This is a genomic window from Endozoicomonas euniceicola (assembly GCF_025562755.1).
Taxonomy (GTDB): Bacteria; Pseudomonadota; Gammaproteobacteria; order Pseudomonadales; family Endozoicomonadaceae; genus Endozoicomonas_A; species Endozoicomonas_A euniceicola.
On the sequence record NZ_CP103300.1, the window covers coordinates 5,811,135 to 5,829,644 of the forward strand.

The following is an 18,510-nucleotide window of genomic DNA, read 5'->3' on the forward strand; positions in this document are numbered from 1 at the left end:
TAGTGTCGGCCTTTTTTCATGTGTTCCCGGAATTAAAGCATTAATGCTGTCTGGAACTGATTCGCAGGTTGCTGTGTTTTATGACCTGCGTACGATAATTCCTGCCAACTCTCCATTGTTCTTTTTCTCAACTTATTTAGAATGGAAAAGTGGCGTTGTGCTTTTGACATACCAAGTAGTATGCATTTGTCGTTTAATGCCTGTGCCGGATGATACCGGGTCTATGAAATACGCTGTAATACACGTGGAAAACAGTGCTATGCAGCAGACAGCAGTCTATCAATCTATGAGTAAATTTGAGCAGTTTCGTCTAAGCTTAGAGAAGGAAGGCAGAGAGCTGGAAGGTGACCACGATGTCGCTTTGCTCCCTGAGAAAGTACAGCTGCAGCCGCCTTCAATGTATCAGGTAATCATCCTGAATGACGATTTTACACCAATGGATTTTGTAGTTGAGGTTCTGGAGGTTTTTTTCAACATGTCCGCTGAACAGGCGACACAGATTATGTTGAAAGTTCATACGCAGGGAAAAGCAATCTGTGGCACGTTCAGCAAAGATGTCGCTGAAACCAAAGCGTCACAGGTTAATGAATACTCCAGAGAATTCCAGCATCCCCTGTTGTGCAAAACAGTTAAAGCCGATTAGCGTTCTCAGGGTAAATTTTTATGCTCAATAAAGACCTCGAACTCACACTGAACAGTGCTTTCAGAGATGCCAGAAGCAAACGTCATGAATTTATGACGGTTGAGCACCTGCTGTTGGCTCTTCTTGATAATGAATCTGCCTCCAGGGTGCTCGTTGCCTGTGGTGTTGACCTGGAGCGGTTACAACGGGAATTGAGTGAGTTTGTCGACTCTACCACCCCCTTAATTGCCGCAGACGACACTGATCGTGAAACTCAACCAACCCTGGGTTTCCAGCGAGTGTTGCAGCGAGCGGTTTTCCATGTTCAGAGTTCCGGCAAAAAGGAAGTGACCGGAGCCAACGTTCTGGTGGCCATCTTCAGTGAGCAGGAAAGTCAGGCGGTTTTCTTCCTCAAGCAGCAGGATGTTGCCAGGATTGATGTGGTCAATTACATCGCTCATGGTATCGCCAAGATGCCAGGGCAGGAGCTGGAAGAAATCAGCAACGACCTGGTCGAGGAGGGAGAGTCTGAACCTTCCAGCAAAGACCCGCTAAAGACCTATGCGGCTAATCTGAATGAGCTGGCTCGCCAGGGCAAGATTGACCCTCTGGTGGGACGGGCTGACGAGGTAGAGCGCGTCTGTCAGATTCTTACCCGTCGCCGCAAAAACAACCCATTGCTGGTTGGTGAGGCTGGTGTTGGTAAAACCGCTGTCGCTGAAGGTCTTGCTAAGCGGATTGTTGATGGCGAAGTGCCTGAAGTGTTGTCCAAGGCGATTGTCTATTCTCTGGATCTTGGTTCTTTGCTGGCAGGGACAAAGTATCGGGGGGATTTTGAGAAGCGCTTTAAAAAGTTACTGAGTGAACTGAAGCGCCTTGATAACGCCATCCTGTTTATTGATGAGATTCATACCATCATTGGTGCCGGTGCCGCTTCCGGAGGCGTTATGGACGCTTCCAACCTGCTGAAACCTTTGCTGACTTCTGGTGAGCTGCGCTGCATAGGTTCAACCACCTTTCAGGAATTCCGTGGTATTTTCGAGAAAGATCGTGCCCTGGCTCGTCGTTTCCAGAAGGTTGATATTATTGAGCCCAATGTTGAGGACACCATTGAGATTCTCAGGGGTCTGAAGCAGCGTTTTGAAGAACACCATGCCATTAAGTATGAAGATGACTCTCTGCGTGCAGCTGCTGAACTGGCGGATCGTTATATTAACGATCGTCACATGCCAGACAAAGCCATTGATGTCATTGATGAAGCCGGTGCCTATCAGCAACTACAGTCTGAAGAAGACAGAAAAGAAGTGATTGAAGTCGTTGATGTAGAAACTATTGTTGCCAAGATGTCACGCATACCCCCTAAGTCTGTCTCTTCCTCCGACAAGGAGCAGCTGTCAAAGCTGGAGCGTAACCTCAAGATGGTGGTGTTCGGGCAGGATGGTGCCATCATCTCGCTGGCCACAGCCATTAAACTGTCTCGGGCCGGTTTGAAAGCGCCTGAGAAGCCGGTTGGTTCTTTCCTGTTCTCTGGCCCAACGGGTGTGGGTAAAACTGAGGTTTGTCGCCAGCTGGCGAAATCCCTGGGCATAGAACTGGTGCGCTTCGATATGTCTGAATATATGGAAGCCCACACGGTTTCCCGTCTGATTGGTGCGCCTCCCGGTTATGTGGGTTATGACCAGGGTGGTTTGTTGACCGAAGCCATTAACAAGACTCCGCATTGTGTGTTGCTGCTGGATGAGATTGAAAAAGGTCATCCCGATGTCTTCAACCTGCTGTTGCAGGTGATGGACCACGGTACTCTGACGGATAACAATGGCCGTAAGGCTGATTTCCGTAATGTTATTTTGATTATGACCACCAATGCCGGTGCAGAAACCATGACCCGCAGTTCCATTGGTTTCACTGAGCAGGATCATACCAGTGATGGTATGAGCGTGATCAAAAAGACCTTCACCCCGGAATTCCGCAATCGCCTTGATTCAATTATTCCTTTTGAGGCGCTTAACGAGGACACCATTAAATTTGTGGTTGATAAGTTCCTCACTGAGTTGCAGGCACAACTGGATGAGAAAAGGGTTCAGCTGGATGTGGATAATAAGGCCAGAGAGTGGCTGGCTCAGAAAGGCTATGACCGCCAGATGGGAGCTCGACCAATGGGCAGAACCATTCAGGAGCACCTGAAAAAGCCGATGGCAGAGCAGATACTGTTTGGCAAGTTGTCTGAAAACGGTGGCTTTGTTCGTGTCACCGTGAAAAAAGACGAGTTACACCTCAAGTTCGAAGCTGCAAAAAGCAAGACGTCTGATCTTGAAACCATCAATGGGAAATGATCTGAAGCAGGAAGTAATCGGCAGGGGCGTTTGCCCCTGCTTCAGACAAACCTGCCAGCGTTTATATCATCTTTCAGGCGGTCTACAGGGGCGCGCTTCGCACTTAGCGGGAGCGGTAGGTGATGCGACCTTTGGTCAGGTCGTAAGGTGTCAGTTCAACTTTAACCTTGTCACCAGTCAGGATACGGATGTAGTTCTTGCGCATCTTGCCAGAAATGTGGGCAGTAACCACGTGACCGTTTTCCAGCTCTACACGGAACATAGTGTTAGGCAGGGTGTCGATCACCACGCCTTCCATTTCAAGGCTTTCTTCTTTCGCCATTAAGTATTGACCTCAGGGCAAGCGATGTTGGAGGAATAAAAATTTGGCTGGCATTCTGCCCTAAATCCAGCGCCAAAGCAAAGATAACTGCTTGTTATCAAGTTAATTCAGATAACAATTTGCAGATATTCACTTATTTAAGGGTGACCCACCGATTGTTAAGATAAATCTCCAGTGGGCGGTACTGAATCTTATAATTCATCTTCTGACAATCCTTGATCCAGTACCCTAAATGCAAATAGTCAAAACCCATTTTACGGGCCTGCTCGATTTGCCACAAAATGCAGTAACGTCCCAGGCTGCGCCTCGGGTAGCCTGGATGATAAAATGTATAGATGGCTGAGAGTCCCTGCTGCAGGCGATCAGTGACGGCAACCGCCATTAACTCATCCCCAAGACGAAATTTATAAAAGGTACAAAAGTCCGGACACTGAACCAGAAAGGACTCAAACTGTTCTTCACTGGCGGGGTACATATCACCATCTTTATGCTGGGTATTAATATAGGACTGATAGAGCTGGTAAGTTTCTTCATCATTCACCGCTTTATGGGCGGTAACCACTAAATCCTGATTTTTGTTCCAGTTTTTTTTCTGTGTACGCCGACGAGTGAACTGTTTAACCGCCACCCGAGCCGGTATGCAGGCGTTACAGCCATTGCAGCGGGGGCGGTAGATATGCCTGCCGCTGCGTCTGAAGCCAATATCTGAAAGATGGCTGTAAAGACCAGAGTCCAGGTCGGTAGACGGGTCCATAAACAGGGTAATAGCCTGTCGTTCTGGCAGGTAACTGCATGTATGAGGTTGGGTTGCGTAGAATTTAAGATCTTTCAGAACGCTCATTGTGTCTGGCCATCCATTGCCATTCTTAATTCCAGTTTGCTACGGAACGAGTGGTACGGCAATATTTTTTCAAATATTTGATAAAGAGATCCCTTGGCATATAAATCCCGCCGAGGGATTCTAAATGGGGATTTGGCACCTGGCAGTCCAGTAGCCGGATTCCCTGATCCGCCAGAAAGCGACATAAGTAAATAATGGCCAGTTTCGATGTATTGCTTTTTTTGCTGAACATGGATTCACCGAAAAACATCTGACCCATTGCCAGACCATAGATGCCACCCACTAACGCCTTACCTTCCCAGACTTCAACCGAGTGTGCATAGCCCTCAGCATGCAGGCGGTTATAGGCTTCCTCCATCTCGTCGGTAATCCAGGTGCCTTCTGCTTTTTCTCTGAGTATTCGGCACTGATGCATTACGCCGGCGAAATCCTGATCAATAGTGATCTGGTAGGTGTGCCTGTGAAGTTCTTTTTTCATTGAGCGGGAAATGTGAATGGCTTCGGGGTTGATGACCATTCTGGGGTTCGGGCTCCACCAGAGAACAGGCTCTCCGTTATTGAACCAGGGGAATATACCCTGCTGGTAGGCAGTCAGCAGGGTTGGGGAATCAAGCTTTCCGCCAAATGCCAATAAGCCGTTGGGTTGATCAAGGGCCTCGCTGACGGGAGGAAAGTCAGGCTTATCAGAGTTTAAACGATGTAAAAAAATATCCATGCTCAGATTTACACTATAAAAGGGCTGATAAACAGCGACTCATTCTTTAAATAGAAAAAACACAGTAGGATGTATTGTATATCGGAACCCCTATTGATAATAAAACATACAATGATTTTCTGCTTATAGCTGAAATTAATGACATGGCTCAAAAAAAATTGGCAATGCATCAGCTAATGATGTAAATTTATCTTTTCTTCAGGGGGATGCTGTATTACGATGCGACCCCGTCTACCGTCAGTCTGCTTCTACCAGTCGTTTAATGAAGAACAATTCAGTTCATAATTCAAAACCTCAATCTCATTGTTGCTTTACGATGTGTTGCTTCATGATGTGCAGCTCCGCAGTGTGTAGCTCTACAATGCGGGTGGAAGCCGCTTCGTGTAATCCTATCATTACCTTTTCCAGAGGCTAGTATATCTATGGGTACCCTTAACGTGGGAGGCCATTTCGCTAATACCGAAGAGATGGACATTATTGAACAACAGCGTCTTGCTGCTCTGATTGAAATCACCGAACAGCACAACAAGGAAGTGACTCAGTTGAAGTCCCGCCTCGAAGCTGCTGAACAGAAAGCCGAGAAGCTCGACAAGCTGGTTAAGAGTTCTGAGAATGAACTGAAAAACCTGCGTGCCAGCAACCCTGACCGTCTGAAGAAGCAGGTTAAACGTCTGCAGGAACAGAATCGTGGTCTGACCGGTGAGAACAACACCCTGAAATCCAAGCAGAAGCAATTGACTCAGCAGCTGAATAGCAGCAAGCAGGAAGTTGAGCAACTGCAGGCAGATCTGAAAGAGAAAGAAGACAAGGGCAGCGAAGACTAAAACCCTTCCGCCTGAGCTTTTTCTTTCTGGCAGGCGTTCTTGCTCTGTAGGCATAGGGCTGTGCAGCACAGCGTACTGATCGCTTTAATTGCGCCTTTGGTGCAGTAAACTGTATGGCCATTGCTGATCTCTTTTGCACTATTTGATCTATTGCTGCCTGGCTCAATTTCAACTATACCCATTTACGTTGTTATCATTATTTATCTACACTGTCTTTACCTCACTGGCTGGGGATGATCCATTTACAGGAGATAACCATGAACGACTGGAATGTCTGTGTATACGGCGGTGTTGAGCATCTTGAAAAACGCTTTTCGTTTAAAAAATATTCCAGGTCTCTGGCGTTTTTCAATGCCGTAGCGGGTCTTGCTGAAACCTATATTCATCACCCTCGTATGGTACTGGAGTGGGGCAGTCTGACCATTGCCTGGGGTACTCATGAGTCGGATCAGGGTTCTGGTGTTCTTGCGGTCGACCGCGAGCTGGCAGAAAAATGCGATCAACTCTATGAGTTATTAAAAAAACAGAGTTAGATTGTTACTTCTGGTGCCTGCCTGTTCTATTCATGAGCAGGCGTTTTACTCCGCTACTCATCTGTATCTTCAGCCCTCCTTAACTTAAGAAGTGCTTCGACGGCCTCTTGTTCTTCAAGAGTCCTGCCCTGGATATAGCTGCTGGTTTCCCCGTCTTGCCTTATACTGGTTATCGTTGTTGACTCGTCCTGATGAGTCACAATACAAGCTTCCCCAATGCCTGAGCTGATATAGGTTACTTCCGTATAGACTTGGGCTGTGCTGAAAGTATGGGTTGTTGACGTGACTGTTCCGGTAGCTTCTTCGTGGGATTCTGTGGTAACCGTCGTAGCCCGGACTGGGTGGAGACTTCTCATGTGTTTTTTGAGGTGATGTTTCAGAGCAAAAGCCCTTTTACAGATTGGGCAAGTATGTGGTTTTACACCGGTATGGGTTACTTGGTGGGTGTTTAAGCCGCCTCTCTGACTAAAGCTTTTTCCACAGTCTAGGCAAGTATATGGTTTCTGACCTGTATGTGTTCTCATGTGCCTTTTAAGGTTGTCTAGACGCTTAAAAGGCCTGTCACACACAGTGCATCGAGTTTCTGGCATGATAAAACCTGTTTAAATGTCATCAGTATTTTTAAACTGACCAATCATTAAATATAAGCGCTATTGCCCGTGGGGGTTTATTTGTTTGTGTCATTTGATGATCATTCATCAGACATTTGTTGATGCTCCTGCTCCTTTCAATACCTGGAGTTTACATGGGTGGAAGTCCGGTGTTTCCTACTTCGTTTCGCTGGGGCTATGGCTGGTCTCCCCCCCCCCCGACGCTATCGGGTATTGACTGAAGAGGAGCTGAGGCAGGTAAAGAGACAGTCTCAAGGGCGCTACCAAAAAATATTCCAGGTCTCTGGCGTTTTTCAATGCCGTAGCGGGTCTTGCTGAAACCTATATTCATCATCCTCGTATGGTGCTGGAGTGGGGCAGTCTGACCATTGCCCGGGGTACTCATGAGTCAGATCAGGGTTCTGGTGTTCTTGCGGTCGACCGCGAGCTGGCAGGAAAATGCGACCAACTCTATGAGTTATTAAAAAAACAGAGTTAGATTTCTACTTCTCGTGACTGCCTGCTCTATTCGCGAGCAGGTGTTTTACTCTGCTATTCATCTGTACTTTCAGCCCCCCCTAACTCAAGAAGTGCTTCGGCGGCCTCTTGTTCTATAGGCGTCCTGTTTTCGAAATAACTAATGGTTTTCCCGCCTTGCGTTATGCTGGTTGTCGTTGTCGTTGTCGTTGTCGTTGCCATTGGCCAACCCTGTTGATCAACAACAAGAGCGTGCCCAATATGTGAGCTGACATAGGTGATCTTGGTATAGACCTGGGCAGTGCTGAAAGTATGCGTTGTTACTGTGACTGTTCCCGCAGCTTCTTCATGGGATTCTGTGGTAACAGCGGTAGCTGGAATTGGGTGGACATTTTTCATGTGTCTATCGAGGTGGTCTGTCCGACCAAAACTCCTTCCACAGGTTGGGCAGATGTGTGTTCTGACTCCTGTATGGGATCGTTCGTGCCTGCGTAAGTTGCATACGCGACCAAAATGTCTTCCACAGGTTGTGCAGGTATATGGCTGTTCACCTGTATGTTTTCTCATGTGTTTTTTTAATTCGCCTCCACGCGTAAAGGTCTTGCTACAGACAGTGCATGTATATTCTGGCATGATAAAACCTGTTTAAATGTCATCAATATTCTTAAACTGACTAATAATGAGATATAAGCGCTATTGTCTGGGAGTATTTGTTTTGACACAGTGACAGAGACGCGACCCGAATCACTCCGGGCAGCAGGTGGAAGGCGCTTTGTGCCTTTTCCTAAAAAATACTCCAGATCTCTGGCATTTTACTCCACTACTCATCTGTATCTTCAGCCCCCCCTAACTCAAGAAGTGCTTCGACGGCCTCTCGTTCTTCAAGTGTCCTGTCCTGGATATCGCTGCTGGTTTCCCCATCTTGCGTTATGATGGTTATCGTTGTTGACGGATCCTGTTGAGTCACAATAGAAGCGTGCCCAATGCCTGAGCTGACATAGGTGATCTTGGTAGAGGACTGGGCAGAGCTGAAAGTATGGGTTGTTGATGTGACTGTTCCGGTAGCTTCTTCGTGGGATTCTGTGTTAGCCGTCGTAGCCCGGACTGGGTGGCGACTTCTCATGTGTTTTTGGAGGTTATGTTTCAGAGAAAAAGCCTTTTTACAGATTGGGCAAGTATGTGGTTTTACACCGGTATGGGTTACTTGGTGGGCGTATAAGCCGCCTCTCTGACTAAAGCCTTTTCCGCAGGTTAGGCAAGTGTATGATTTTTCACCGGTATGGATTGCTTGGTGGCTGTTTAATGTGCTTTTCTGACTAAAGCTTCTTCCACAGTCTAGGCAGGTATATGGTTTTTCACCCGTATGTGTTCTCAAGTGCTTTTTGAAGTCGCCGGCATGCGTAAAAGGCTTGCCACACACATTGCATTGATATTTTGGCATGATAAAACCTGTTTAAATGACATCAATATTTTTAAGCTGACCAACCTTTAAATATAAGCGCTATTGACCGTAGCTGTTTATTCTCTTGTGTCATTTGCTGATGCTCCTGCTCCTTTCAATACCCGGAGTTTATATGGGTGGAAGTCCGGTGTTTCCTACTTCGTTTCGCTGGGGCTATGGCTGGCCTTACCCCCCCCCGACGCTCGGGCATTGACTGAAGAGGAGCTGAGGCAGGTAAAGAGACAGTCTCAAGGGCGCTACCCGAATCGCTCCGGGCAGCAGTTGGAATGATATTTCCGGTCAACCTTCCAGGTTCAGTCCTGGCAGTAGTCCGAGCACAGGCTCAGGCTGTTTGACAGATTCGATTTCAGGTAGCAGTGGGATCTCAGGAAGGTCGTAAGGTGTGAGTTTAATCAGTACACCCAGTACCGGGCTGTCAAGATACTGAACCTGTTGTGTGTTTCGAATCCGACGACTTTCCCGCAACTGGAAGTTACGGGTTATTTTCATGGGTGTACCCGATGGGTCCATTACCAGCTGCAGGTCACGGCGAATCTCGGGTTTGGCTTTGCCACTCTCTTTCTCGCTATTCGCTGTTTGCAGATTCTCACGGCCTGCATCGGTTGTAACACTCCGCAGCTGGTCCGATAAAGCTTCCCTGCTCAGCTCGCTGTACCACAGGTTAACGTCCACATGCAGGAAACGGCTGGAACTGATGCTGACTGAACCTTCCAGCAAGCTGGGTCTGCCCGTGTTGTTATAGGCACGGATTCTGATGGGCTTGCTTCTGGAATCATCCTGCAATGGCATAATCCATGCGTTCCGGCTGATGACTTTGTAACCGTTGGTCGCATCAATCGTATTTCCCTCTTTAAGCAAGACATGAGCCTCTCCTGGTAAAGAAACAAAGGCTTCACGTTGCAAATCGGGCAGGGCTTTCTGCAGATCCTGTTTATGCAGACGCAGCAGGTCATTGATACCCGGTGCAGAGTTGGGCGCATCCGGACTGCGTAATTTGATGGCATTAGCCGGAATGGTATGGGGGCTGATTTTGGGCCACTGCTCAGCGCCGTTCATACTGTTCAGGTTGACAAATACCACCATGTCCGCCTGAAACCATCGCTGTGGCTCGGCGTTGCGGGCATGGCTGATGACGGGCAGTGCTGCCAGCAACAGTAAAGGTTTCAGGATGATTTTGAACATTCGTGTCATTAACGGGGTTTCCGAGAGTTACTGCTGACAGGCATTACCCTGTCAGCTTCTGTAGCAGGCTTTCAACGGTGGCGAAGCGCTGCTCAGGTTGTTCCATGGCTCCACTTATAGCGCCACTGTACTTGAAGACACTGCTTCCTTCCAGTTTGTAAAGATGAGGATCAGCCTGGATCATCTGGATAATCGCCAGAGGGTCAACTTTGGGCTGGTCTTCAAATTCAATACGAATATTGTCTTCGCCAGCGTCCAGCTTAATAATCCCCAGCTTCTCAGCGGTCAGGCGGATACGGGTCTGGCGGAACAGGTTTTTGGCCTGCTTCGGCAGCAGGCCAAAGCGGTCAATCAATTCTACCTGAAGGCTTTTCAGGTCATTGTCTGAACCGGCGGCGGCAATGCGTTTGTAGAGAATCAGACGGTTGTGAACATCATGAATATAATCTTCCGGCAACAGGGCAGGGAGGCGCAGATTAACCTCGGTTCCCTGTTGCAGAGGTTTATCGAGATTCGGTGTTTCACCGAGGCGAATCGCATTAACGGCTTTTTCCAGCATTTCAGTATACAGGGTAAAGCCAACACTCTGAATCTGACCACTCTGGTCTTCGCCCAGCAACTCTCCGGCACCACGGATTTCCAGATCATTAGACGCCAGCATAAATCCGGCGCCTAAATCCTGAGCTTCGGAAATAGCGTCCAGCCGTTTGCTGGCATCTCTGGTCATGGACTTGGGTGATGGGGTCATCAGGTAGGCATACGCCTGGTGATGGGAGCGACCGACGCGCCCCCTTAACTGGTGCAGCTGCGCCAGCCCGAATTTATCTGCGCGATGGATGATAATGGTGTTGGCGCTGGGAACATCAATACCGGTTTCAATAATGGTGGTACACACCAGAATATTGAAGCGTTTATGGTAGAAATCAGACATGACCTGTTCCAGCTCCCGCTCACGCATTTGGCCGTGACCAATGCCGATACGGGCTTCCGGTATCAACGCCTGTAAATCCTCAGCGGCTTTCTCAATGCTGGAGACCTCATTGTGCAGGCAGTAGACCTGACCTCCACGGAGCAGCTCACGCAGAACGGCTTCTTTTATCAGCTGTTCATCGTGCTGGCGTACAAAGGTTTTTACCGACAGACGTTTAGCGGGTGGTGTAGCAATAATCGACAGATCCCGTATACCGGACATGGCCATATTCAGGGTTCTGGGTATTGGCGTGGCTGTCAGAGTGAGGATGTCCACTTCGGAACGCAGTGACTTCAGCTTTTCCTTGTGGCGTACGCCAAAACGGTGTTCCTCATCAATAATCAGTAACCCAAGGTTTTTGAAATGCAGATCGCCTTGCAGAATTTTATGGGTACCGATGATGATATCAATCTTCCCTTCCCGCAGTTTTTCCTTTAACCCCTGTACCTGTTTTGCTGAACGGAAACGGGAAACCACGTCAATTTCCACCGGCCAGTCAGCAAAGCGATCCCGGAAACTTTCATAATGTTGTTGCGCCAGCAGTGTGGTGGGAACCAGGATCGCCACCTGTTTACCACTCTGCACCGCCATAAAGGCAGCCCGCATCGCCACCTCGGTTTTACCAAAGCCCACATCGCCGCAGACCAGTCTGTCCATGGGCTGGATGGCGGTCATATCTTTGACCACTGATTCGATGGCCTGTTGCTGATCCGGTGTTTCCTCAAACGGGAAGCCAGCGCTGAAGGCATGGTAATGCTGATCCGGAGAGTCAAAGGCAAAACCTTGTCGAGCCTCACGGCGGGCGTAAATATCGAGGAGTTCGGCGGCCGCGTCCCGGGCTTTTTCGGCGGCTTTACGACGGGCTTTGGTCCACTGTTCACTGCCTAAACGATGCAGAGGGGCCAGCTCATCGTCCGTGCCGGTATAGCGGGCGATCAGGTGCAGGGACGCGACGGGAACGTACAGTTTTGCTTCGCTGGCGTATTCCAGGGTAACAAACTCTGCTTCCTGAGCATCAACAGAAAGCGTCTGCAAACCACGGTAGCGACCCACGCCATGATCAATATGCACAACCGGCGCGCCTTCGCGCAGTTCGGTCAGGTTGCGAATCACCTGATCGGTCTGGTAATCGCTGTCGCCACGACGGCGTCGTTTTTGCATCACCCGCTGACCCAGCAGCAGGGCTTCAGGAACCAATGCGACATCCGGTTCTGACAGATGCAGCCCAGCCTCCAGTGAACCAAGGGTAATACCCAGCGTTTCACTGTGATTCAGGAAGGTTGACCAGTTGGCAAATTCTACTGGTTTAATCTGGTTCTGAGCCAGCATTTCCAGGAGCACTTCACGACGACCAGCGCTTTCTGCCACCAGAAGGATGCGCGGGCCGGAAGCGATAAAGCTTTCCAGTGGGGCCAGAGGGTTATCGGCCCTGGCATTCAGTGTCAGCTCAGGCAGTGGTGCATGGCTGAGATTATAGCGCCCCTGTTTTTCCTGAACCCTGTCAGTATCGAGTCGGGCTCGACCATAATTCATCAGTTTCCCATTGAGTTCTTCCGGCGGCATCAGCACCCGGTGTGGAGGCAGCAGGGGGCGCAGCGGGTCAACCTTACGGTTTTCATAACGTTCATTGACGTCTTTCCAGAAATGCTGCAAAGCCTCCTGAACGCCCTGACACTGAACGACAATGGTCTGTTTCGGAAGGTGGTCAAGCAGTGTCGCCGTCTGCTCAAAGAACAGTGGCAGGTAATATTCAATGCCCGGACTGGCCATGCCCTGACCAATATCCTGATAGAGAGGGCATTCCCGGTAATCCACGTCAAAGGTGTCCCGGAAGCGACTGCGGAACTGATCCCGACTGGTTTTATCCATGGGGAACTCATGGCCCGGCAGCAGTTCGATGCTATCAACCTGTTCGGTTGAACGCTGGGTTTCCGGATCGAAGGCGCGCAGGGTGTCGATCTCGTCATCAAACAAGTCGATACGGAATGGCTGGTCAGCCCCCATGGGGAAAATATCCATCAGGGCACCACGGATAGCAAACTCACCGTGCTCATACACCGTGTCAACACAACGGTAGCCCGCCTGTTCCAGTTGTTGCCGACGCTGTTCCAGCAGGAAAGTATCACCCCGGCTAATCACCAGACAGTTAGATTCCAGATAGCTGCGGGGACTCATGCGGTGAAGCAGGGTGGTGATGGAAATAATCAGGATACAGTGCTGGCGGTCAGGCAGGCGGTAAAGGGTTTCAAGACGCTGGGAGACAATGTCCTGATGGGGTGAGAAGGCATCGTAAGGCAGAATTTCCCAATCGGGAAAGTGCATGATTTCAATAGGTTGCTTCCCGGTCGGGGAAGGTGTGCCCCGGAGGAAAAAATTCAGTTCTTCTTCAAGGCTATTGGCCCGGTTGGAGTCAGGCGCGATGACCAGCAGGGGCTTGCTGCCCGCTCTGGCTGCATTGGCAATGGCCCAGGCGCTGGCGGTCTGGTCGAGATTGGCCCAGATGATTTTGTCACCCGCATGGGTGGGCAGAGGAAGGCTTGCCTGTGACATGAATCTACGGTACGTCCTGATTGATATAAGTGCATCGGTGAATGCGCATTGTAGCTATTCAGTCGCTTTTATCACAGCCTGAAGCATGGAAATTAATAATCGGTGATCAGGTTTGTGAAGTGCTGTTATCCAGATGTTGATAATTGCCGTTTCGGTCAGGATAATAGCCACGAGAAGCCTCGAAAACGGCATAACGATAAGAATTATAAACAGCAGGATCGACACTGTGGTAGATAAATATTTTCAGGACTGGAAGGAGAGAGAGGCGCTGGCGGAATCGATGATTCCGCTGATTGGGCGGTTGTACCGGGATAAAAATGTGGTAACAACGGTCTATGGTCGTTCCATTATTAACCGCTCTGTTATAGAAATTTTGAAATCTCATAAATTTATACGACAGGTAAAGGAGAGCGGGTTAACGGTCAGGGATACACTTCCCATTCTTCAGGCGCTGAACGAATTAGACCTGGCTCCCTGTCGTATTGATATTGGCAAGCTGGCCAGTGGTTATATGACGTCAGGTAGTCAACAGTCCGCTTCTGATTATATAAAGCAGGAACTGGGTGAGCTGGCTACCGGCGGACAAGCTTCAATGGCTACCGGCCAGGATATAGTGCTGTATGGCTTTGGGCGCATTGGGCGGCTGATGGCACGAATTCTGATTGAACGGGCGGGTGGCGGAGCCGGGCTTAACCTTAAAGCGATTGTGGTTCGTAAGGGTAAAGCTGAAAATGACTTGCATAAACGCGCCAGCCTGTTACGCCGGGACTCAGTCCATGGTTCTTTCCGTGGCACGATCAGTGTTGATGACGATAACGATATCATTTATGCCAATGGTGTAGCGATTCAGGTGATCTATGCCAGTTCACCCGACTCCATTAACTATACCCGGTATGGCATTCAAAACGCTGTTGTGGTGGATAATACCGGGGTATGGCGGGATGAAGCCGGGCTTAGTCAGCATCTTGAATGTAAGGGTGTCAGCAAAGTTCTGTTGACCGCGCCGGGTAAGGGCGATCTGAAAAATATTGTTTATGGGGTTAATAACCGGGATATTGATCCGGAAGATAAAATTATCTCGGCAGCGTCCTGTACCACCAATGCTATCACGCCGGTACTCAAGGCGATTCATGATCAATACGGTGTTGTCAGTGGTCATGTGGAAACTGTTCATTCCTACACCAATGACCAGAATTTGATTGATAACTACCATAAGGGTTCCCGACGTGGGCGCAGTGCTGCTCTTAATATGGTCATCACCGAAACCGGCGCAGCCAAAGCGGTGGCTAAAGCCCTGCCTGAACTGAAGGGCAAACTCACGGGTAGCGCTATCCGGGTACCCACTCCCAATGTCTCTCTGGCGATTCTTAATCTGAACCTGGGTAAGACTTCGACCGTTGATGAGCTGAACGCCTTTCTGCGGGACACCTCTTTGTATTCACCACTGCAAAAGCAGGTTGATTTTGTTAATTCCACTGAAGTGGTGTCCAGTGACTTTGTGGGTAATCAAAAGGCGGGTATTGTGGATAGCGAAGCGACCATAGTGGACGGCGACCGTTGTGTACTTTATGTCTGGTACGATAATGAGTACGGTTACAGCTGTCAGGTAAACCGGATTCTGCGGCAGATATCGGGCGTTAATTATCCGATTGTTCCGGCATAGCTGTTTTTCGATATAACGCAGCGTGTTTACGCAGTTTTCATCACTGGCAATGATGGAAGCTGCAAACCCTGCTCCTACTCCAGCTGCTTTTCCTGAATGATTTTTAGTATTTTTTCCTGAGTAAGCAGATCAGTTTTTGCTTTGTACCAGCTTTGGGCCAGGCTCCCCAGCTTTTTGTTTCGGGGTGAAGCCATTGCCGCAAGGCTGAAGGAGTGGGCAACTGAGCTGGCCAGGCTACGAAGCCTGCGAACGAAGTCAACCTTTTGAGAAATAGTGTCAAACTGTTCATGTGTGAGCGTTGTGAGGACAGACTGATAAAAATCTTCAGGGCTGAGCGAACTATTCATTTCGTCCAGCCCCAGATATGAGGCGATGGCGGGTAAAAAGTACTTATCTTTTGCCTTAAAAGCGGTATCAAGAGCTGCTTTTTTCAAATCATCATTTATTATCCGTGTTGCGTAGGTATTGTCATACTGATGTAACAATAACCAGCCCATTTCTTCCCAGATACGCTCGATACCTACCATGCTGTTTGATGTTCCTTTCAATAATTCCTGATAAAGGCCATACTCCTTATTCGGGTTGGCAGTTTTACGGAGCACGTGCGCTTTTTTAATAATGTAATCGACCTTTTCATTCCAGTTTTCCTGATAGATTCTTTCAAAGGGCCTGACGGTTTTTTTCGATGTCCTGACCTGCCACTGGTCGTCAGTCCGGCTGATGTCTCCAATATTATTCTGTCTTTTCCCGACTTTAATGGTTGCATTAGGTAAAGCAGCTATATTCTTAGGCGATAAAGTTTTAGCAGGCTTTTCAACGTTTGAATCATAGTTTTCAGCATGCTTCTGGTCTGTGGGAGTGGCTTTTGCTGCTTTGCCAGGTCTCTTTTTCTTGCTTTTTCGGGTTTTCTTACTGTGGGTGGCCCGGAGTTCTCTCTTATCAGGGGCTGATGTTTCCGTTAGAACCCAGTCAGGGATGGTACTTTCAGCCTCATCGATGGTTTCAGGTATAGACTCTGTTTCTTCGCTGGATTGATGACTGAGTGACTTCAGACGCTCCCCCCAGTAATCAGCTATAAGAGGGCTTCGTGATAACCAGAAGTGGTGCAACTGCCGGGCAGCTTCAATGACTGAATCGGTTTTTCCTATGTTCTGGGCTTCCTGAAAGACGCGGTGCCAAAGTTCAGGGGAGTATTCTGCAGCCTTTTGATACCAGATCAGAACTTTGTATTTTTTATATTTGGGAATATTGCCCTTTTTTTCGTATTGCTCATTTTTTTCGCGCTCCAAAATCGCACAATACTGATAGTACATAACTGAGAAAAAGTGGTCTTCATTGTCAGTTATACTGATTTTCTTTTCTGCAAGAGAACTATAAAATTGAATAAAGTCGTTATAGTTTTTTTCTGTTAAATTCACTTTATCCGTGAGCCTTTTCCGGAGTATATGTATTGATTGAAGAGCCTCTTCATTATGTCCTCTCCATGGAAGCTTAGTGAGATATTCGTTGTTATCTACGCTATCCTCTTTCCATTCAGTCATTAGACCTATCAGTACGTAGAATAAGTTGACTAGCCTGAAGGATACAGAGAATATACTTAAGCCGACCGATCTGTTGATCATGCTGGCCAGGCTGTGGCTCATGTAGGTTAAATCTAAGCTTGTGTAGGCTGTGTCACTCATGTGAGTCCAGCGAATACGATCAATGGCTGTAAAGCTGACAGGAAAAAAATAAAACCGGTGATAATTGCGGTAGCAACTTTCAAATTTATCTATCAGTGCCAGATACAACTCAATATCCAGAAAACTGTGAATACCTGGTAACGCGTCAGTGTAGTACATAATCAGTAATGGCAGAACTTCAGGGTTAGCTTGTTCTACGGGTCTGTGAAAGTAGCTATGCAACTCCTGTTCATCAGCTTCAGCATCTTCGCTGGTGCCTTCAAGCAGCTTTTTGTATTTATGTATCATCAGCCATGCCAGCACCTGGTCATCCGGATCAAAATTATTGTCAGCTTCAGACAGGCTCAATGTATAAGCCTGCATAAACAGCTCCCGGGCTTCTTCTCTGTTGCGGTTTTTGAGCCATTTAAAGACGGCCTCAGCCATCATTCCTTTTTTAGTGTCATTGCTTTGCCTGGATTTTTGAAACAGTTGGAATTTTAGTCGGCCGTCTATTTCCAGAAAGTCTTCTTCAGGAATATCAAGAAAGGCTTCTATTTTCTCGATGTAGCTCATCTCAACAACGTGCGTATCAGGTGCATTGCCTTTTTCCGGAGGATCATTTTTGCCGTCACTCTGCTCATCCTCATCCGGCTGATGCTCGTCAGGTTTTTGATTGGAGTTATTTCTCGGGTTCTGCGAGGGCTGGTCGTTTTGTTGTTTAATGGTTTGTTGTGTTATTTTCGGGACACCCCCGGGAAGTTCATCAGGCAAAATGGGCTGAACGCTGGCGAGATGGGCTAAATAGTAAGCCAAAGGCTGATTAAGCTCTGAATAATAGGCAGGTACACAACTCACTGCATCACTGTCGCTATATGCCCGCAGTCCTGATTCCAGATCATCACAATCAGCCTGAATGACCATAATCCGGTCTCTGTAGATCTTTCTAAGATTGTCATCTTCAGCGTATTTTAACTTTCGTCGAAGGGTGTTGAGAAGCCTGAGCTTGTGCTGTAAACGGCTTGACAGAATGTCCTTCAGGGTGAGTTGTAAGGCAGTTCGCTGCTTCTGCGGGTAGATGAAAAATAAAAAATCCGGAGGTTGGAAGTTCTCCCTGAAGCGCTCATTATCATCACCGTCATCTCCGTCTCCACCACCTGCGGCAGAAGTTAAAGAAGCTGGGGGCTGGTAAAGAAGCGTTGAAATTTCCCGCAGGCTTAATACCGACAGGATCAATCGTAGCTCATGATCCAGAACTGATTCTGCGATCTTTGCTGCAATGGGCAACTGATCCCTATCGAGATGAGGTAAAACAATACGATACTGTCCGGATATGACCGACGAATACAGAGTCAGTGATTTTGATGTGTCTCTGGTCTGGTCAATGTTTGTGTCCTCTCTGTTTTTGTTTGCCAGATGGCTTAGCTGCTGGCGCAGATCGGCTTGTCGTTCAGGAGGAACCGTTGGAGGAATCAAGCTGGATTGCAAAAATGCTTTAAGCGGTATTTGTTCTGGCGGATGGGTGATGGATGAATAGGTTCTGAATGACAATGCCAGTAAAGGTGCGAAAAGCAGGTAAGGATCTGGCCTCTCATGGGAAAAGTGCTGAAGGGATGCGTTCAGACCCGGTGCCGGAAGGAATAACAGAAGAGGCAGGGCCACTCTGAAAGAGGCTGTTCTAAAGCCATTGTAAAAGCTGTGTGGCAATATCGTACTGAAGAAAGTGCTCATGCTCTTCTCGCTTCGCCAGTGATCACTTGTTTTT

At 48.2% G+C, this 18,510-nt stretch carries 14 protein-coding genes and 2 pseudogenes; 6 read left to right on the forward strand and 10 right to left on the reverse strand.

All coding sequences use genetic code 11. From position 1 onward, the window contains the following. Positions 1–43 precede the first annotated feature (43 nt). A complete protein-coding gene (clpS, locus tag NX720_RS27510) occupies positions 44–643 on the forward strand; it encodes an ATP-dependent Clp protease adapter ClpS (RefSeq protein WP_449757772.1) in 600 nt (199 codons plus the stop codon). Positions 644–663: 20 nt separating this feature from the next. Beyond that, positions 664–2,955 (forward strand): ATP-dependent Clp protease ATP-binding subunit ClpA, encoded by a 2,292-nt coding sequence (gene clpA, locus NX720_RS23670; protein WP_262597976.1) that lies wholly within the window; start codon positions 664–666, stop codon positions 2,953–2,955. 103 nt (positions 2,956–3,058) lie between these two features. On the opposite strand, the gene infA is transcribed toward clpA, so the two are convergent. The 3 genes from infA to aat all read right to left on the reverse strand — a co-directional run bounded on the left by infA (position 3,059) and on the right by aat (position 4,833). After that, entirely contained in the window at positions 3,059–3,277 is a 219-nt protein-coding gene (gene infA / locus NX720_RS23675) for a translation initiation factor IF-1 (protein WP_034842760.1), read from the reverse strand. Between the two features lie 133 nt (positions 3,278–3,410). Further along, on the reverse strand, positions 3,411–4,118 hold the full coding sequence (locus NX720_RS23680) for an arginyltransferase (RefSeq protein ID WP_262597978.1): 708 nt from the start codon (positions 4,116–4,118) through the stop codon (positions 3,411–3,413). Positions 4,119–4,143: 25 nt separating this feature from the next. Next, a complete protein-coding gene (gene aat / locus NX720_RS23685; protein ID WP_262597979.1) occupies positions 4,144–4,833 on the reverse strand; it encodes a leucyl/phenylalanyl-tRNA--protein transferase in 690 nt (229 codons plus the stop codon). A gap of 422 nt (positions 4,834–5,255) precedes the next feature. Between aat and NX720_RS23690 the strand changes: the two genes are divergently transcribed. Beyond that, positions 5,256–5,657 (forward strand): hypothetical protein, encoded by a 402-nt coding sequence (locus tag NX720_RS23690; RefSeq protein ID WP_262597981.1) that lies wholly within the window; start codon positions 5,256–5,258, stop codon positions 5,655–5,657. 257 nt (positions 5,658–5,914) lie between these two features. Next, the gene (locus NX720_RS23695; RefSeq protein WP_262597982.1) at positions 5,915–6,190 is read left to right on the forward strand and encodes a 4a-hydroxytetrahydrobiopterin dehydratase; all 276 of its coding nucleotides are present in this window, start codon (positions 5,915–5,917) and stop codon (positions 6,188–6,190) included. Positions 6,191–6,243: 53 nt separating this feature from the next. Here NX720_RS23695 and NX720_RS23700 read toward each other — a convergent pair whose 3' ends face one another. Continuing rightward, on the reverse strand, positions 6,244–6,546 hold the full coding sequence (locus NX720_RS23700) for a hypothetical protein (protein WP_262597984.1): 303 nt from the start codon (positions 6,544–6,546) through the stop codon (positions 6,244–6,246). Positions 6,547–6,708: 162 nt separating this feature from the next. Further along, positions 6,709–6,780 (reverse strand): annotated as a pseudogene (locus NX720_RS27355) (C2H2-type zinc finger protein); the annotation flags it as partial. Between the two features lie 295 nt (positions 6,781–7,075). Between NX720_RS27355 and NX720_RS23705 the strand changes: the two are divergent. Further along, a pseudogene (locus NX720_RS23705) lies at positions 7,076–7,279 on the forward strand (4a-hydroxytetrahydrobiopterin dehydratase); the annotation flags it as partial. Positions 7,280–7,332: 53 nt separating this feature from the next. Here the strand turns inward: NX720_RS23705 and NX720_RS23710 are convergent. From NX720_RS23710 to mfd, 4 genes are all read right to left on the reverse strand, one after another. Further along, positions 7,333–7,890 (reverse strand): C2H2-type zinc finger protein, encoded by a 558-nt coding sequence (locus NX720_RS23710; RefSeq protein WP_318654070.1) that lies wholly within the window; start codon positions 7,888–7,890, stop codon positions 7,333–7,335. A gap of 187 nt (positions 7,891–8,077) precedes the next feature. Continuing rightward, positions 8,078–8,698, reverse strand: coding sequence for a C2H2-type zinc finger protein (locus tag NX720_RS27360; protein WP_404831028.1), 621 nt, complete (start codon positions 8,696–8,698; stop codon positions 8,078–8,080). A 300-nt stretch (positions 8,699–8,998) separates the two neighbouring features. Continuing rightward, positions 8,999–9,910, reverse strand: a complete 912-nt coding sequence (locus tag NX720_RS23720; protein ID WP_262597990.1) for a peptidoglycan binding protein CsiV — start codon at positions 9,908–9,910, stop codon at positions 8,999–9,001. Between the two features lie 34 nt (positions 9,911–9,944). After that, positions 9,945–13,421 carry a transcription-repair coupling factor gene (mfd, locus tag NX720_RS23725; RefSeq protein ID WP_262597992.1) on the reverse strand — a complete coding sequence of 1,159 codons (3,477 nt, stop codon included), beginning with the start codon at positions 13,419–13,421 and terminating at the stop codon, positions 9,945–9,947. Positions 13,422–13,701: 280 nt separating this feature from the next. Between mfd and NX720_RS23730 the strand changes: the two genes are divergently transcribed. After that, positions 13,702–15,084 carry a glyceraldehyde-3-phosphate dehydrogenase gene (locus NX720_RS23730; protein WP_404831112.1) on the forward strand — a complete coding sequence of 461 codons (1,383 nt, stop codon included), beginning with the start codon at positions 13,702–13,704 and terminating at the stop codon, positions 15,082–15,084. 74 nt (positions 15,085–15,158) lie between these two features. On the opposite strand, the gene NX720_RS23735 is transcribed toward NX720_RS23730, so the two are convergent. Next, positions 15,159–18,476, reverse strand: coding sequence for a hypothetical protein (locus NX720_RS23735; RefSeq protein ID WP_262597995.1), 3,318 nt, complete (start codon positions 18,474–18,476; stop codon positions 15,159–15,161). Positions 18,477–18,510 lie beyond the last annotated feature (34 nt).